At 44.4% G+C, this 16,957-nt stretch carries 13 protein-coding genes; 3 read left to right on the top strand and 10 right to left on the bottom strand.

Going from position 1 to position 16,957, the window contains the following annotated elements:
- Window positions 1–293: 293 nt before the first annotated feature.
- Entirely contained in the window at window positions 294–2,876 is a 2,583-nt protein-coding gene (locus H8704_RS02795; protein WP_249297236.1) for a leucine-rich repeat domain-containing protein, read from the bottom strand.
- 255 nt (window positions 2,877–3,131) lie between these two features.
- Here H8704_RS02795 and H8704_RS02790 point away from each other — a divergent pair, with 255 nt between their 5' ends.
- Window positions 3,132–4,025 (top strand): RNA polymerase sigma factor region1.1 domain-containing protein, encoded by an 894-nt coding sequence (locus tag H8704_RS02790; protein ID WP_249297234.1) that lies wholly within the window; start codon window positions 3,132–3,134, stop codon window positions 4,023–4,025.
- Window positions 4,026–4,039: 14 nt separating this feature from the next.
- Complete coding sequence (gene mutY, locus H8704_RS02785; RefSeq protein ID WP_249297232.1) at window positions 4,040–5,137, top strand: A/G-specific adenine glycosylase; 1,098 nt, start codon at window positions 4,040–4,042, stop codon at window positions 5,135–5,137.
- A 46-nt stretch (window positions 5,138–5,183) separates the two neighbouring features.
- Here mutY and H8704_RS02780 read toward each other — a convergent pair whose 3' ends face one another.
- The 6 genes from H8704_RS02780 to H8704_RS02755 all read right to left on the bottom strand — a co-directional run bounded on the left by H8704_RS02780 (window position 5,184) and on the right by H8704_RS02755 (window position 12,252).
- The gene (locus H8704_RS02780; protein WP_249297230.1) at window positions 5,184–6,587 is read right to left on the bottom strand and encodes a DUF4340 domain-containing protein; all 1,404 of its coding nucleotides are present in this window, start codon (window positions 6,585–6,587) and stop codon (window positions 5,184–5,186) included.
- Between the two features lie 3 nt (window positions 6,588–6,590).
- Entirely contained in the window at window positions 6,591–8,033 is a 1,443-nt protein-coding gene (locus H8704_RS02775) for a GldG family protein (RefSeq protein WP_249297228.1), read from the bottom strand.
- A gap of 41 nt (window positions 8,034–8,074) precedes the next feature.
- A complete protein-coding gene (locus H8704_RS02770; protein WP_118676704.1) occupies window positions 8,075–8,944 on the bottom strand; it encodes an ABC transporter permease subunit in 870 nt (289 codons plus the stop codon).
- On the bottom strand, window positions 8,944–9,945 hold the full coding sequence (locus H8704_RS02765; RefSeq protein WP_118676702.1) for an ABC transporter ATP-binding protein: 1,002 nt from the start codon (window positions 9,943–9,945) through the stop codon (window positions 8,944–8,946). The genes H8704_RS02770 and H8704_RS02765 overlap by 1 nt, the downstream gene beginning before the upstream one ends.
- Window positions 9,946–10,171: 226 nt before the next feature.
- A complete protein-coding gene (locus tag H8704_RS02760; RefSeq protein WP_249297351.1) occupies window positions 10,172–10,690 on the bottom strand; it encodes a peptidylprolyl isomerase in 519 nt (172 codons plus the stop codon).
- 131 nt (window positions 10,691–10,821) lie between these two features.
- On the bottom strand, window positions 10,822–12,252 hold the full coding sequence (locus H8704_RS02755) for a periplasmic substrate-binding domain-containing protein (RefSeq protein WP_249297226.1): 1,431 nt from the start codon (window positions 12,250–12,252) through the stop codon (window positions 10,822–10,824).
- Between the two features lie 183 nt (window positions 12,253–12,435).
- Between H8704_RS02755 and H8704_RS02750 the strand changes: the two genes are divergently transcribed.
- Window positions 12,436–13,023, top strand: a complete 588-nt coding sequence (locus tag H8704_RS02750; protein ID WP_249297225.1) for a hypothetical protein — start codon at window positions 12,436–12,438, stop codon at window positions 13,021–13,023.
- On the opposite strand, the gene coaE is transcribed toward H8704_RS02750, so the two are convergent.
- The 3 genes from coaE to H8704_RS02735 all read right to left on the bottom strand — a co-directional run bounded on the left by coaE (window position 13,000) and on the right by H8704_RS02735 (window position 16,857).
- Window positions 13,000–13,587, bottom strand: coding sequence for a dephospho-CoA kinase (coaE, locus tag H8704_RS02745; protein ID WP_182439502.1), 588 nt, complete (start codon window positions 13,585–13,587; stop codon window positions 13,000–13,002). The two genes, H8704_RS02750 and coaE, sit on opposite strands and share 24 nt — an antisense overlap.
- Before the next feature lie 90 nt (window positions 13,588–13,677).
- Window positions 13,678–16,533: a DNA polymerase I gene (gene polA, locus H8704_RS02740; protein WP_249297224.1), complete on the bottom strand. Its 2,856-nt coding sequence runs from the start codon at window positions 16,531–16,533 to the stop codon at window positions 13,678–13,680.
- Between the two features lie 12 nt (window positions 16,534–16,545).
- Window positions 16,546–16,857 carry an anti-sigma factor family protein gene (locus H8704_RS02735; protein ID WP_022464589.1) on the bottom strand — a complete coding sequence of 104 codons (312 nt, stop codon included), beginning with the start codon at window positions 16,855–16,857 and terminating at the stop codon, window positions 16,546–16,548.
- Between the last annotated feature and the right edge of the window lie 100 nt (window positions 16,858–16,957).

Raw genomic sequence — 16,957 nt, 5'->3', positions numbered from 1 at the left:
AAATCCCGTGAAAAGACCCGAATCCTCTGCAAGGCTCCGGGTTTACGAATACGTCCACGAATGATTATAACAAACCTCACTGCAAAAGTCCACTATATATTGTATGTGTTTTTCAAGTTTTTTACAATATATAGTAGAAACACTGATTTCACTAAGTCCTACTCGTGTAGACTTAATATCTTGAAAAATTTGATTTTTTCGCAACAAATAATAAATAACAAAAAGAAAAAGGATGCCACATCCAATATCCGGATATGGCATCCCATTGTCTAAGAAAGATTACCTGTCAGTAATTATTTTACCTTCTTGTATGCTTTCTTAATTTTCTTTTTATTTGCTTTTTTGCTCTTACCTGTAATCTTAATTTTCTTTTTGCATCCCTTGAATGCAGATTTGCTTACAGATGACAGCTTTGCATTGCACTTAATCGTTGCAAGATTCTTACATCCCTTAAACGCTGCTGCAGGGATCTTCTTCATCTTCTTGTTCAGCTCAACCTTTTTCAGCTTCTTGCAGTTCATAAATACCTTGGAAGGAAGCTTCTTAACATTTGCAGCTTTCTTGAAGCTGAAGGATTTCAGCTTAGCAGAGTTCTTAAATGCACCAGACTTAAGAGTAGTTACCTTGTAAGTCATTACAGCTGCTGCAGTAGAAATTGCAGCCTTACTTGTAACCTTAGCAGTAGCACCGAGAGAAAGATTTGCTTTCTTCTTACCCTTCTTAGAAAGACCTACTACCTGTACAGCACCCTTAGTCACTTTGTTGTCACCGGAAAGGACAACTGCCTTTGTAACCTTATACTTGAAGTTACCCTGTGTAAAGGTCTTACCCTTCTTCACACCAATTACCTTGCTGTTGAAATCAACACCGGATACAGTGTACTCAACCTCGATAGAATCCGTTGGGAATGTCTTCAGCTCTGCTCCCTTTGGATAAGGTGCATCCTTTGTTCCATCATCTGGAGCATATGCATCTGCGAGCATGAACTGATAGTACTTGGAAGCATCTGCCTTATTTGGCACTACCTTGTACTCTTTGATCTTCTTGCCATCAATCTTTAATACAGCATTCTTCACCTCGACGCCCTTCATGCTGAGAGGGATATCTGTTGTGATGAATAACATATTGAACTTCGTGGAAGCACTGGAAACCTTCTTAACATCCAGTCCCTTGATAGACAGGTTATACTTCACACCGTTCTTTTCCATCTTTGCATCTGTAATAGAGGTTACATTGATCGGATTTGTCTTACCGTCATGGTTCCATGCAACCTGCTTCAGATAATCATAATCCTTACTCTTGAGACCTGTGTCAGAGTTGTTCCAAGGATCACGGAAAAGCCAGTCATCTGTCTGGAAACCAAGATATGCATTGTAAGATGTAGATGGTGCAATCGCTACAGGAGTAGCTGTCTTTGCAGGAGCCGGAGCCTCTGCAGTTACATAGAAATTAAATGTGATCTTGTCACCCTGTTTTACAGGTATTGCCTCAGTAATTGTATTGTTATCAGCCTTCTCATCCTCTGTAGCCCACTGATTACATACAACAAGTCTTACGCTTCCCTGGCTATCCTGAAGAAGATGTGCATTCCATGCATATGACTTATCACCTACTGTTACAGACTTACCAACGATATTAAAGTCAGTCGGCATATTGCTGACGCTTCCATTGATCATAATCGGGAACCAGATTGCACCGTTTCCGGTAATGTCCTCACTGTTTCCTGCTGCAACAACAGAGAGAGAATACTCACCTGTTTTAGAAATTGTTGCAGATGACTCAGGATTTACTACATAGTAAGATTCCTTCTGATCAAACGCATCTGTTACTTTACCATTAGTCTTATTGGTTGACTTGGCAGCAAATACCTTTGCCTTCATCTCCTCAGATCCCCAGGAAGCTGACTGAATCTTCTTTCCTGTAGTCGGAGAAATCAGCTCTGTTGCTGTTTCCGGAGTTAAACCATCATTTACGTTGGCACTGAGATACATATCAAATGAGGTCTTCAGATTAACAACCGGTGGTGGTGTAACAACAGGTGCTGTGGTTGGTACCTGTGTTGGAGCCGGTGTAGGAACATCATCCGTTGTAGGAGCCTTTGACCAGTCAACACCCTCTACAGAGAATGTGATCTCCACATCAAATGTACCCTCTGGTACCTTTAAATCTTTTGACTTGTCTGCTGTGTCATAATAAAGTGGCAGGTTTGTATACCCCTTCTTATCCGTCTCTGAGGCATATGCATCAGCTGCCATAAAGATATACTGACCGCCCACCTTAAGATCTCCCTTACTAGGAAGAGCTGCATCTGTAGCGATATCCTGACCTGCAACCTTGATAGAGGATGCCTTAACAGAGATGTTGTCCCCCTCTGCAACAGGAATATTTGTAGCTACATAAAGCATATTGAAGATTCCGCCTGCGGCTACAGTCTCATCCAATTTCAGATTTGAAACGGAAACAGTATACTCACCGTCCTTTGTCATCTTCACATCAGTAACCGCAGCATCCGGATAAAGCTCAACCTTATCTGGCTTACTGATAGTACCATCCTTCTTTAAAGAAGCAACGTTACCGTTCTGATAAATATTGATTCCGTTATATGCAGGAACCGTTTTACCATTTTCTGTGAGCCATGTATTGTACGCTGCATCTGCACGAATCTGATCAGGTTTGTAACCATCGCGGCAATCGTATCCAGAAGTCTGGAAACCTACCATAGCTTTGTAAAATCCCTGAGCAGCTTCACCCTCTGTCGTTGTTCCGGCCGTCGTGTCCTCTGCACCGGCAGTACTGATATCAAGCCCGGAACCGAGCGAAACCAGCATTGCTGTGGAAAGAACAAATGACAAGGCCTTTTTGAAACCTTTTCTCATTATATATACCTCCTTTTGCTACTATTTTGAACCGCCATGAGAAAAAGCGTGTCCACACGTAGCTTATTATGAACTCTATTATATCAAAAAATAAAAGACTTGCCTATAACAAACCTCTCTTTTTTTATAATAATTTTTCCACATAATTTACAGGAAAGATTAGATGTATCAACTATTGACACTCCACCTCTTTTTCTCTAAAATCTGATATTAAGAATCAACATAAAATGTTACGGAAATGGAGATTATACGAATATGGATCAAAATAAATTATTAGAGTGCATGGAAGAAATCAAGAGCATTGCACAGTCACAGCAGAACCAGATGACAAAAGAAGAAATACATCAGTATCTTTCTGATATGGAGCTTCACGAGGATCAGTTTGATGCGGTCTATCAGTATCTGGCGATGAACGGTATCACCATTTCGGGATATCATCCATCTGTCTCCTTTCAGGAGATATCTTCTGCAGATGACAGTATCAATGAAACAAAAAATGCCACCGGCAACGCTCCGGAGGAGTATACCTCTTTATCCGGATCACCGGATGACAATGACAATACAGCGCAGGATCAGGGAGCCAGACGCCGCATTTCCAAAGCAGAACGTAATCTGGAGCTTTACCGCCGTGAAGTTTCTGCTCTCACCTCTCACAGCGGTGCCGAGCTTGCCGCCCTCTGGGATTGTTTCCTTGCCGGTGATGCTTCCACCAAAGAGGCTCTGGTACACGAACAGCTCGATAAAGTATTTCAGATTGCCAAATCCTATGAAAAACGTGGAATTGCCCTGGACGAAATGATTGCCGAAGGTAATATCGGTATTCTGATGGCTCTGGAGCGGATCGGAGGTGCTCCTGCTGATTTCCGTAAAGGGACAGCACCGGATCTGGAACAGATCCATTCTGTAATTGAGGAGGAGATCCGTCTTGCCATCGAGAATATGATCGATTCCGTTACTGCGGCCAAGGATTGGGAAAGCACTGTTCTTGCCAAAACAAATCTGCTCCATGAGGCGGCAAAATATCTGGCTGAGGAAAACGGCCGCGAAGCAACACCATGGGATCTGGCTGAATATACCAAAATCCCTCTGGCTGAGATTCACGATCTGCTGGACCTGCGTTCCACTTCAGAACGAAAAGCAAAACCATGAAAAGAGGCTTCATTATGAATACACCTACTCCCAACCGCATAGACAAATTAAACCAGCTTACCACTCCCCTTCTGGAGTGGTATTCTTCTGCTGCCAGAGATCTGCCCTGGCGGACTCCCGCCAGCGAAACCCACCGGCCGGACCCTTACCATGTCTGGGTTTCCGAGATTATGCTGCAGCAGACCCGCGTTGAAGCTGTCAAAGCTTACTATGCACGCTTTCTGACAGCATTTCCCAATATCAAAAGTCTGGCAAATGCCCCACAGGATGAACTTATGAAGCTTTGGCAGGGGCTTGGTTACTACAGCCGTGCAAACAATCTGAAACGCGCTGCCATAGAGATTGAAGAGCGGTTTCATGGAGAATTTCCCCGGACCTATCAGGAGATCCTGTCTCTTCCCGGCATCGGGGAATATACCGCCGGTGCCATTGCCTCCATTGCTCTCGGAGAAGCTGTTCCTGCCATTGACGGCAATGTTTACCGGATCTATACCCGTCTTTTTGAAGACGATTCCGACATTACAAAAGCCGCCTTTAAAAAGCAGCTCCGTTCTGAGCTTCTCCAGACGATTCCCCCCGGAACCCCCGGAATCTATAATCAGGCATGGATGGATCTTGGTGCCACAATCTGTCAGCCAAACGGTGCTCCCCTCTGTGACAAATGTCCATTTGTCTCCCGGTGTCAGGCACATATTCACGATTCCTGGTCTGCCTTCCCGGTGAAGCCTCCCAAAAAGAAACGCCGCATCGAAGAAAAGACCGTGATCCTTCTGGAATACCAGGGAACCTATCTGGTACAGAAACGCCCTCCAAAAGGACTTCTTGCAGGCTTATGGGAATTTCCTTCCCAGGAGGGTTTTGTCTCCACGGAAGAACTGCAGAAGCTTCTGGAACAATGGGATACCAGTGCCAGCGACATTGAACTTCTCGGAAAAGGAAAGCATATCTTTTCCCATATTGAGTGGCATATGATCGGTTACCTGATCCATCTAAAGCAGGCACCGTCCATTCCTCTTTCCGAGGACAGCATCTGGGTTACTGCAGAAAAAATGCAGAGAGAATATAGCATTCCCTCTGCACTCCGTCTTTACTATTCTAAAATTATTTCATAAATCTTTGACGTGAAGCGAAGGCATCTCACTTTTGCTTTCGCTCACGTTATTTCAACGATACAAACTGCTTCAAAACCTTATCTACGGCATTCTTGTCTACGGTGAACTGCATAACGCCGTTGACACTGACACGATAGAAGTTCTGTCCATCATAAGGATATACGATCATCTTTGTATCTTTTTTGTCCTCATGGAAGGTAAACTGTGCCACCGGCTCATTTCCCTTCACGGAAGCCTTCGGATCAATATTTCCACCCGGTGCCAGATAACTGATGACACCATAGGCTGTGGTAAATTTATCTGCATCCACTTTCTTTCCATCACTCGTTACCGTATAAGTATACTCTGTCTCCGACTTTTTCTTTGTTTTGGAAACATCAAAGGTATATTTTTTGCCCTGATAAGAAAACTCTACCTGATTGAGCTTTTCCTGTTCTCCTGCATAAAGTCTCTGGTATACACAATCAAGAGGATTGATGGTGATCATCTTACTGACACTGGATGCTTCCATCAGATAAATCCCGTCTTTTCCTTTCATCTTAACATAGTAGCTGCTCTTATCATTGTTTTCTTTTCCAATATACAGAGTCACATTCTTTTTGGCAGTCCGGAAGGTTACCGTATACTGCGGCTGATCCAGACCATATTTCTTTTCTAAGGCAGTATCTTTTTTATAGGACACACCTGCATTAAAGCCTATATTCGTATAGCTGCCAAACAAGTTCTGCAGCCCATCCTTATCCCCTGCTACCGGCTGTGTATACGGCTGCTTAATGGACCATCCGTATATATCCTTGTATGGAGAGTCCTTTTCATCATACTCTGCTTCAAAATTCTTGCCTTTCTGCTTCTCCACCTTCAGATACCGGATTTCATCTGCCTGTACCGATGGAATATCCGGTACTGTCATAAGATCTCCCAGACTGTAATCAAAGCTGCTGTAAAGAGAAGTAGAGATCAGGTAAACCTTCTTTTCGTCCCCACCGCAATAAGCATACCGACCACCACCGGACACAGATTCCATCCCCACATATATCGTTGTTTTCTGACCGGAAGTATCTGTCACTGTCACGGTCAGATCCGGCTTATCCAGATTATATTGTGTCAGATCATCACAGCTTGTTGTGACTGTTTTGGTTGCTGCCACTCCTGTTGTCTCATCTATCATATCAGTGATTCTGTCCTGATTGACAGGATAGTTTTTATCTGATGATAGTTTCCAGGTTGTTCCATCCTTGTCAAAGGTTAACGATGATTTTTCTCCCTGATACTCCACCTTGTTAATATCATCAGAAGAAAGCTGAAACAATTCTTTTGCACTTTCCTTCGCTTTTTCTGCCTTTTCCTGTGCTGCCTGATGACGTATTAAGACATAATATCCAACACCTGCAGCAATGAGCACCAGACAAAGCACCAGAAGTGTCACCGTTTGTCTCTTTTTTCTGCTCATATTTTATTTTCTCCTCCTTGTAAACCAGATTGCAAATCCTGCCAGCAATAATCCAACCGGTACAAGAATAACGAGAACAATTGACCAGAGAATTGCACTGCCGGCACTCATGGTAATCGTAGAATAAGATAAGCTCTTTGCCTCAATAGAGGTTGCAGCAGTGCCGTCCTTAGAGTCGCCCAGCATACCGCTGATCACATTCTCCATCAGGTTATCCTGCACCTCATTGGTAGCGATCACTGTCAGCTTGGTCGTACCTTCATCTAAAGTCTCCTCTGCATATACACCGGTTGCAAAAGGACCATCCAGATCTCCCTTTTCTTTATCCGTGTTCTGGGAGCTTGGATCCTTTTTCAACAATGACTGCTTTGAAGTGGTCAGAATATCTGTCAATTTCAAGCCGTTTCTCAGAGAAGATGACTTCTGCTCTTTAATGCCCTGGGAAGATCCAATCACTACATAATCCTTATCCCCAAACTTGGACATTACATCCGCATCTGTATTGATGGTTGGAACGATCCAGTTGAGATAATTCTCATAATGTCCCACTCCTTCATAAATAATACCCTTCTGGATACTCATGCCATAATAGTCAAGGATCTCATCAATATTTGGTGTTTCCTTCTCCACATACCCCGGCATCAGGATTGCTGTACCGCCCTTTTTCAGATAATCCATGATCACTGTTTTCTCGCTGTCTCTCAGATCACTCTGCGGTCCGTACTCGATCAGCAGAGAACAGTCGTCCGGTACTTTCTTCTGCGTCACAAGAGAAATGTCCTGCACATCCACATTCATCTTCTCCAATGTCTTGGAAAGAGAATCGCTGATGCTCTGCTCATCATGACCGGTTACAACATAGATTTTTTTCTTGTCTGTGGAAAGAACATTCTGAATCGCTGAAGTAACCTGCCCCTCAACATCCAGATACTGCTCAGAACTTCCACTTGTATAATAAGAATACTGATCCTGATACAACATATCATCACAGGAAACATATTTTGCCGCACCTGTTGTCTCATCTACTACGATCACATCATTATCTGATACGGCATCATCCACATACTTCTTAGAAAAGTTCGGATAAACCACCGGATCCTTCGTCACCACCTTGATATGGTCTGAGATCTTATTGTACTGTTTGATCACACGCTGGATATAATCCTGCTCCTCTCCCTTCGCCACCATATAATAGATGGTAATATCATCCTTAACATCCTTTAATACCTTCTGGGAATCCTTGGTCAGGGTAAACAAACTATCTGATGTCAGGTCTGTGGACAGATCCAGTTTATTAAATACCATATTTACAACAACCACCAGCGCAATGACGATCACAGTGATCACGGAGCTGTACGCCCCTGACTTAAACTGCCGGCTGGTAAAAGATCTTTTAATTCTTCCCGGCTCTTTATTCTGGGTCACATTTTCTTTCTTTTCGCTCATCATTTACCTCATTTCCGCACTGCTTTTGTGCCTGATATATTTTAGTTATATCTCTTTTTTCTGATACTCTGGATCGTCAGAAATACAAACAAAAACGCAACGCTCACATAATATACGATCACGTCATATTTCAGAACACCCAGTGTAAAATCATCAAATTTGGAGGACAATGCGGCACAGTTCAGAATATCAGCCACAATCCCTTCATACAGGGAAGATTTTACTGCATAGATGATCCAGATGGCCGCTTCTCCCAGCACTGCCAGAATAACTGCGACTGTTATATTATGCATCATATAATAAGCCACTGCTGCCACAATGATCCATACCACTGACAAAATTGCTGCCTGGGAAAGCTTATCTGATGGAAGTGCCCCGGCGATGCTGGATACCAGAACGCTCATTAAAAGCACCAGAAAAGAAACAACCGCCGCAATCGGCTGGCTCTCTGTCAGCGAAGAAATAAATGTACCAATGGCAATGTATGCCGCACCCAGAAGGAAAAATCCGATCAGAGCACTATATGCCGGTGCAAGCTGCACACTGTCCGGACCATAATGTCTCAACAGCAATGGGTAAAGTCCCACAAACAGAACACCACTTCCAAATAATGTGATCAGCGCAAGATATTTTCCAATGATCACACGGCCGATAGAAATCGGTGCCGTATATAATAACTGATCTGTCTTCTGATGCTTTTCCTCTGCCAGAACCCTCATAGTAAGAATCGGGATCAACAGTACAAAAAGAAAGGTAGAAGAACTTAAGGTTGTCTCAAAATTTCCCACTTTTCCATAAAAATTATTTGCCCATGTATAAATACCAATGATCGCTATGAAAAAAGCAAGAAATACAAATCCGATCATGGAATGAAAATACTGCTTTAATTCCTTTTTATAAATCGCAAACATTATTCTTCCTCCTTTTCATCTTCCGGCTTCGTCTGTTTTTCCGCTGTCTTTTTGCCACCAAACTGACGGGAACCACCCTTTGTCAATGCAATAAATGCCTCCTCCAGAGTCGTTTCCTGACGATGCATCTCAAGGATCGGACAGCCTGCCTCCGCTAATGCAAAGAACACATCCTCACGAAGATCCTTTTTATCAATAGAATAAAGAGTCAGTCCAAGAGTTTCCTCCTCCATCTGCTCGTCATATACGACATTCTTGATACCGGAAACCGTGCGAAGGGCACCCTTGATCACCGGCACATCTCCTTTGATCACCAGATGGAGTCCATTAGATGCCATATGCATCGTAAGATTATCCGGAGTATCACAGGCGATCATCTTTCCTTCATTAATGATAATGATCTCATCACAAACTGCACTGATCTCCTGCATAATATGAGAACTCAGCAGGATCGTATGAGATTCACTGAGATCACGGATCAGCTCACGCATCTGAATGATCTGGTTTGGATCAAGACCTACGGTCGGCTCATCCAGGATCAGAATCTCCGGATACCCCATCATGGCTCCTGCCACACCGACTCTCTGTTTATATCCTTTGGACAGGTGACGGATCAGCCTCTCAGAGACATCCACGATCTTCGTCCGGTTCATGATCTCATTGACCATAACATCTCTGTCCTTGCGGGGTACCTTTTTTAACTCCGCCACAAAATACAAGTACTCACGAACACGCATATCCGGGTATAACGGAGGATTTTCCGGAAGATAACCGATGTTTTTACGAACCTGCTCCGGCTCCTCCTCCATATCTACCCCGTCGATCAAAACGATACCGGATGTGGGTGCGATATACCCCGTGATCATATTCATCGTTGTAGACTTACCGGCACCGTTTGGTCCCAGAAATCCCACTACCTTTCCTGTCTCTACAGTAAAGGAAAGATCGTCCACGGCTGCATGATTTCCATACTGCTTCACCAGATTTTTTACTTCAATCAATGTTTCGTCCTCCAATCTTTGCGGCTCTCCGCAACGTCAAAATCTACTCTATCATAATAATGTCAAAACTTTGTGAACAATCAACACAAAAAACGAAGTCAACATTTTCTCCTGAACACTGCATCACAATTTCCACTGAAAAAGGAGACCTCCCTATGGGAAAATCTCCTTTTTATCATTTCATTATAAGTTACCGCTCAGACAAACTACAAAACAAGTCTATCCATTAGCACTTCTCCGGCTCCGGATAATCCACACCAAAGGTATCTGCTGTTACCTTGATCATCATCTGAGGCTCCATTGGAGCATCACTGTAATCTGTCTCTACCTCGGCGATCTTGTCCACTACATCCTGTCCCTTTGTCACCTTGCCAAAAGCGGCATAAGCGCCATCCAGATGAGGCGCATCCTTGTGCATAATAAAGAACTGTGATCCTGCGGAATCCGGCATCATGGAACGTGCCATGGAAAGTACACCTGCGGAATGCTTCAGATCATTTGCAAAGCCATTCTGTGCAAACTCACCCTTAATAGAATATCCCGGTCCACCGGTACCAACTCCGTCCGGGTCTCCTCCCTGGATCATAAAACCTTTGATCACGCGGTGGAAGATCAGACCATCATAAAACCCCTGTCCTACCAGTGACAAAAAGTTGTTGACTGTATTTGGTGCGATCTCCGGATAAAGCTCTGCCTCGATCGTGCCCTGTGTTGTTTCAAATGTTACAATTGGATTCTGTGCCATTGTACTGTTCCTTTCTGACTCTTTATTGACCGTGCCATCTCCGAAAAGCAGGCACACCGGTCTGTTCTTTTCCATCATAATGGATATCACCGGAAATGTAAAGAACTCTCCTTGTCCCTGAGACACTTTTATCATTCCACCTGATTCATTTCCAAGCCTCTGATGACGTTCCCCAGATCTCCTGTATCCGCAGCCTCTTTGGATATCGTTGTCGCATTTACCCTTCCCGGATGATAGACCAGACCTCCCAAAAGAGCTGACTCCCACAAAGCATCCCCCTTTTTCATGGTGCTGCTGATCTCCTTTTTTTCATACTCTGCCATCTCCCAGATGCAGGCCATGTCAAATGTCCCATCACATACACTGCGAATGCACCGGCTGGCAGTAAGATCTCCGTTTTGAATAACAATCTGCGTGGGATTCACCGCTTCTCTGTCATAATAGGAATTCACCTGCAGCCGGAGCATATTTTTTCCTTCCTCCTGCAAAATATACGCCCCTGTTCCAACCGGCAGACTTCTACCTGATTTTCCGGCTCCGGATTCTTTTTCTCCGGAAGCATTTCCGGAACACTGCCGTGTAACCACATAGATATTCTGCAATTTTGGGAGGTCACTTTCCCGGTACCCGGTTGTCTCTATCCGGACGGTCCGATCATCCAGCTTTTGAATCCCCTGTATCTTTCCGGCTCCTGCTGCCCGGTCCGGCCAGAAGTATTGTATCGCCATTCCTTGCAGCTTTGTCTCATAATCTCTGCCTGTCATCTCTGCCAGATGCTCCAGATTCGTCCCATACTGTTTTGCGATATCCTGAACTGCCTGCTTCACGGTCTTCCCTTTACCGGTATAAGAGGTATCAGGAGCATAATAATAAGCAAACAGCTGTACCGGTTCCGGATAACGGTCGCAGATTTTTTGCGCCGACTTGTTATAATATAATGTTTTCACCCAGTAATATTCCCTGTACAATACAGGAATCGCAAGCTCCTTCACCGCCTGCTGCCGCAATTTTTTGTCCGGTTTTCTGATTTCCTGCTTCACCTTTTTCACCCTCTGTCTGAGCTTTTTCCCGGTTATGCCATAACGATAGGCACGAAGCCCCCGGATACTCATACCATCAATCTCATCATCCCCCTGATAGCTTGCCTGACAACGCATATAATAATTGTAAAGAAGGGTATCCGCTGTCACCAGCTTTCCATCAGAATCCATCACATCTTTTTTTAAACGGATCCGGTAAACCGCCCCTTTGCCTTTTTTCTGCCATGTCACCTCTGCCAGATCACCGACTTTCTGATATAGCAGGGAAAGCACTCTCTGATCCCCTGCCGTCTCCCAATGATATGCTGTAGCTCTCCCGCTCAGTTCTCCTGCATACAGCTTCAATGTTCCTCTCGTGCCACCGGCCGCTGCACTTTTCCCTTTGCTGACTGCCCAGACCTCCTTCCGGTTTTCCGCGCCCTCCCGGTTTCCGGCAAGCCTTCCGCTGATTCCATATAAGCCTGCAACCACTACGCACAAAAGTACAAATAGCATGAACCAGTTTTTATATTGTATCCTCATTTTTTCACAACTCCTCCCAATGAATTCCTTTTCCACCTTAACGAATATCCATCCGGAATACAACAGAATTACTTCGACAGATTTCTCTGTTCTATTTGATTTTTCCACTCCATATAATAAAAAAGATACTGCATTATAATCATTTTTCTGTTTCCGAAATCAGCTTCAGAAGGAGTTTTCTCTATGAAAGACCAATCAAAAAAAACGCTGTCAAATACCTCTATCAGCGTTTTTCTTTTCGTTGCCGCAGGATTGTCCCTTGGATGTATCACTGCCTTTCTCCTGCGCAGCGGCATATATGCTTATATTTTTCACCTGTACCAGACGCTGCTTTCCCAGCTTCAGACACTGGAAATAGACCGTCAGGATTTCTTCTTGCTTGCCATTCGCAGAACCTTAAAATATTTTCTGCTCCTCTGGTTCTTTTCTTTTACCAATGTCTGGAAATATTATTATCGTCTTTTTTCCATATACATTGGTTTTCAGCATGGTCTTTTGCTGGCATTCTGTGTCCAATTAGATGGACTCTGGGGACTGGCAGGATACTTTTGTTTTCTATTGCCACAGGCATTCCTTGTGATTCCCGCATTTTTGATCTGTATCAATCACTGTGATCATATCCACAGCCAGCTTCACAGTATTACGATATCAAAACACTCTCTGATCCTTTGTGAATTTCCATTTTTCTTCGTCTCCACACTTTTCCTGATCCTTGGCTGTTTGCTGGAGGCCTGTGCAAACCCGGCGTTACTGCGCCTTTATTTTCGATAATATCCGGCTCTCCAACTCCTCCGGTGTACCGTCATTGCGGATCACAACATCACTGCGCTTTTGAAACTCTGTTTCCGTCATCTGTCTTTTCAAAATGGCTGTAATCTTCTCCTGACTGTAACCCCGGCTATCTGCCAGACGTTTTCTTCGGATCTCCTCAGAAACAAAAATATACCAGATTTCATCACAAAACCGGTCACAGCCGCTTTCAAACAAAAGTGCGGACTCCAGAACGATCACGCCCTCCTGCTTCCTTCTTCCGGCAATGTATTTTTCTACATAATCGATCACCGCCGGATGGATCAACCGGTTCAGCCAGTTTCTCTCTGTGTCATCAGCAAAGACCTTCTGTGCCAGCTTCGCCCTGTCAATCTCCCCCTGTGTATCAGTAAGCTCTGTCCCGAAATGCTCCAGAATCTCATCATAACAACGGCCGCCCTTTTCCATCACGGTATGGCCAAGCTCATCAGTGATCAAAAGCTCAGCATTTCTTTTCTCTGCCAGCATCTGGGCTGCCAGACTTTTTCCGCTTCCCACGCCGCCTGTCAAACCAATCACATACATGTCATTTTCCTTTCCCTGCCACATATTTTAACGCAGTTTTCTTTCCATATGCAGCTTTTCTTTTCATAGGGAGACTGCGCATGGAATAATCTAATGGGCTTCATACCAGTTGCTGCCCTCTTCCACCTCAACCTCCAGAGGTACCGCAAGCTCTGCCGCGTGAGCCATCTCCTGTTCCAGAATCTCCCGGACCTTCTCTGTCTCTTCCACCGGGGTCTCCACCAGAAGCTCATCATGAACCTGCAGCACCACCTTTGCCTGAAGTCCTTCCTCTAAAAGCTTCTGGGAAACACGGATCATAGCAATCTTAATAATGTCTGCCGCAGTTCCCTGAATCGGAGAATTCATTGCCACTCTCTCACCAAAGGAACGCTGCATAAAATTGCTGGAGGAAAGCTCCGGAACCGGCCTTCTCCTGCCAAACATGGTTTTGGCATATCCCTTGTTCCTGGCATCCTCCACCAGTCCGTCCAGATATGTCTTAATAGCCGGATAAGTTTCAAAATACTGCTCTATAAACTTCTCCGCTTCCTTCCGTGACACATTGAGATCCTGTCCCAGGCCGAAGGAGCTGATTCCGTAAACAATTCCAAAATTAACTGCCTTGGCATTTCTTCTCTGGAGATCAGTCACCTCGTCAAACGATACATGAAATACCTTGGAAGCGGTACTTCGGTGAATATCTTTATTTTCCCGGTATGCCTCGATGAGCTCCGGATCACCGGACAAATGTGCCAATACCCTCAGCTCGATCTGAGAATAATCCGCATCCAGAAATACCCAGTTCCTTCGCGGAGTAAACACCTTCCGAAGCTGCCTTCCAAGCTCCATCCGGATCGGTATATTCTGCAGGTTCGGGTCAGTACTGCTGATTCTGCCGGTTGCGGTAATGGTCTGATTAAACTTTCCGTGAATCCTTCCATCCTCCTCAATATAAACCGGAAGCCCGTCCGCATAAGTCGATTTTAATTTTGTCACCTGACGATATTCCAGAATCTTTGGAATAATAGGATCCTCCGAACGAAGCTTATCCAGAATATCCGCAGAGGTGGAATATCCTGTCTTTGTTTTTTTGGCAAATGGCAGCTTCATTTTTTCAAATAAAATCACACCAAGCTGCTTTGGCGAATTAATGTTAAACTCCTCTCCCGCCAGCGCATAAATATCCTTTTCCAGCCCCTCGATGGTCCCCTGAAGAGACGCTGACATATCTGTCAGAACCCGGCCGTCCGCACATACTCCCAGCCTCTCCATCTGATACAGATAATATGCAGTAGGAATCTCAATTTCCTCATAGAGCTGCCACATATCCTGCTCCTCCAGTTCCTCTCTGACAGCTCCATATGCCAGACAAGGCACAAAGGAAAGCTGACCCAGATACTGCATCATGGCATCCTTCTGTGTTTCCTCCTCGTAAAGCTCTGCAATTCTTTTCTTCCCAAAAAGCTCCGCATAAGAGGATATGGTCATATCCAGATAATCTCTGGCAATATCGTCCACCTGATAAGTATCCTTCAAAGGATTTAACAGATACGCCGCAATTTCCAGATCTGCGATCTTTGTAAACAGAGTTTTCTGTTCCTCTACCGTTGCCGCCGGAAATCCATCCTGTCCTGCCGCTTCATGCTCCCTGGACAATTCTTCTATAGGAGTCATATGATGAAGCATATCCTTCCAGCCCAGCACAGCAATATGATCTATGGTCTCCACCAGCTTCCGTAGCTCCGCCACGATCTCTGCCGAGGTCAACGCTTCCCCTGCCATAATACAGGCGGTATGAACCTCATCCTCTGCAGAATATGAAACGGAAATACCGTAAAAAGGATATTCCTTTTCCTGATCCCCGGTATGTTCCTCCATAATACCGGCATCCCCATCGTCAAAAACAAAAGCGAGCTGCCCTCCGGACTTTTTCGCCTTTTTCTTTCTGGCTCCCTCACTGGCCCAGTGATCTGCCAGAAAACCCACACCGACGATTGATGGATTGCTTTGATATAAATGCCTGAAAAACTCCTGCCACTGCTCTTTTGTTTTTAAGTTCTGTATCTGCAGATGCTTCGTTGCCTGCTCCTGCTGCTTTTTATCAAATCGCTTCAAAAGAGATTTAAACTCCAGCCGCTTTACCATGGCAAAGGACTTTTCATTAAACAGCTCCGGAATATGTGCTTCTTCCAGAGAATAATCCAGCTCACAGTCTGTCTTTATGGTTGCAAGTGCCTTACTGAGGATTGCCTGCTCCCGTCCCTTTTCCAAAAGATCATGGGTTCTCTTCGGTGTCACCTCATCCAGATGTGCATATGCCTCCTCCACAGTAGGAAACGCTGTCAATACCTTTACGGCTGTTTTCTCCCCGACCCCGGCTACTCCCGGAATATTGTCGGAAGCATCCCCCATAAGTCCTTTAAGGTCTATGATCTGCGGCGGAGTGATGCCATATTTATCAATAACATCCTGCGTATGGTAATTCTCAATCTCTGTGCCGCCACGCTTTGTCTTTGGAATCCGTATCATGATCCGGTCGGTTGCAAGCTGTAAAAGATCCCTGTCCCCGGATACCAGCGAGACCTCCAGTCCTTCTTTCTCTGCCTGACGTGCAATGGTCCCCAGAATGTCATCTGCCTCGTATCCCTCTTTCATCACAAGACGGACTCCCATGGCACGCAGCATTTCCTGAATCAACGGAACCTGCTCTTTCAGCTCCTCCGGCATTCCCTTTCTGGTTCCTTTATAATCCGCATACATTTCATGACGAAAGGTAGGATGCTTTACATCAAAGGCTACCGTCAGATACTCCGGTTTTTCTTCATCCAATATTTTCAGCATAATATTCAGAAATCCATATACCGCATTGGTATGAAGCCCCTCTGAATTTGTCAGGTCCGGCACCCCGTAAAATGCCCGGTTCAATATACTATGTCCATCAATCAATACAATCTTTCCATCCATCTGTCAGACCTCCTATAGCAACAATATCACGCCAATGCACAACACTGCCAAAAGTATATATTTTTCTAATAACAGAATGCGGTATTTTAGTAAATAATCGGCTGCAGAGTGAAGCTTCTGCTCCGAATCCAGTTTAAACTCTGAAATATTCTGTCTTTCATCCAGATAACGCATTCCCATAATTACTGTATAGTATATATCATATTCTTCCCGGCATTCTTTACATGTGTCCATATGATCCAAAAATGCAGCTAAATCCGATACGCTAAGCTTATCATCAATAAAAGGAATAAATAATTTCTGTATCTCCTTGCATTCCATCATCTACACTCCCTTCGCCGAAATATATATATATCACTTTTCTTTATCAAAAACACTGGATTTTCTATAAGAAAAAAAGAGAAACCAATATGGCTTCTCTTTA

The sequence above is a fragment of the Jutongia huaianensis genome, from assembly GCF_014384985.1.
Taxonomy (GTDB): Bacteria; Bacillota; Clostridia; order Lachnospirales; family Lachnospiraceae; genus Jutongia; species Jutongia huaianensis.
This window is presented reverse-complemented; position numbering and strand designations above follow the sequence as displayed.

Coding starts and splice junctions, on each gene's coding strand:
- H8704_RS02795 (WP_249297236.1), bottom strand. CDS start 2,876: ATGAGAAAAGGTTTCAAAAAGGCCTTGTCATTTGTTCTTTCCACAGCA.
- H8704_RS02790 (WP_249297234.1), top strand. CDS start 3,132: ATGGATCAAAATAAATTATTAGAGTGCATGGAAGAAATCAAGAGCATT.
- mutY (WP_249297232.1), top strand. CDS start 4,040: ATGAATACACCTACTCCCAACCGCATAGACAAATTAAACCAGCTTACC.
- H8704_RS02780 (WP_249297230.1), bottom strand. CDS start 6,587: ATGAGCAGAAAAAAGAGACAAACGGTGACACTTCTGGTGCTTTGTCTG.
- H8704_RS02775 (WP_249297228.1), bottom strand. CDS start 8,033: ATGAGCGAAAAGAAAGAAAATGTGACCCAGAATAAAGAGCCGGGAAGA.
- H8704_RS02770 (WP_118676704.1), bottom strand. CDS start 8,944: ATGTTTGCGATTTATAAAAAGGAATTAAAGCAGTATTTTCATTCCATG.
- H8704_RS02760 (WP_249297351.1), bottom strand. CDS start 10,690: ATGGCACAGAATCCAATTGTAACATTTGAAACAACACAGGGCACGATC.
- H8704_RS02755 (WP_249297226.1), bottom strand. CDS start 12,252: ATGAGGATACAATATAAAAACTGGTTCATGCTATTTGTACTTTTGTGC.
- H8704_RS02750 (WP_249297225.1), top strand. CDS start 12,436: ATGAAAGACCAATCAAAAAAAACGCTGTCAAATACCTCTATCAGCGTT.
- coaE (WP_182439502.1), bottom strand. CDS start 13,587: ATGTATGTGATTGGTTTGACAGGCGGCGTGGGAAGCGGAAAAAGTCTG.
- polA (WP_249297224.1), bottom strand. CDS start 16,533: ATGGATGGAAAGATTGTATTGATTGATGGACATAGTATATTGAACCGG.
- H8704_RS02735 (WP_022464589.1), bottom strand. CDS start 16,857: ATGATGGAATGCAAGGAGATACAGAAATTATTTATTCCTTTTATTGAT.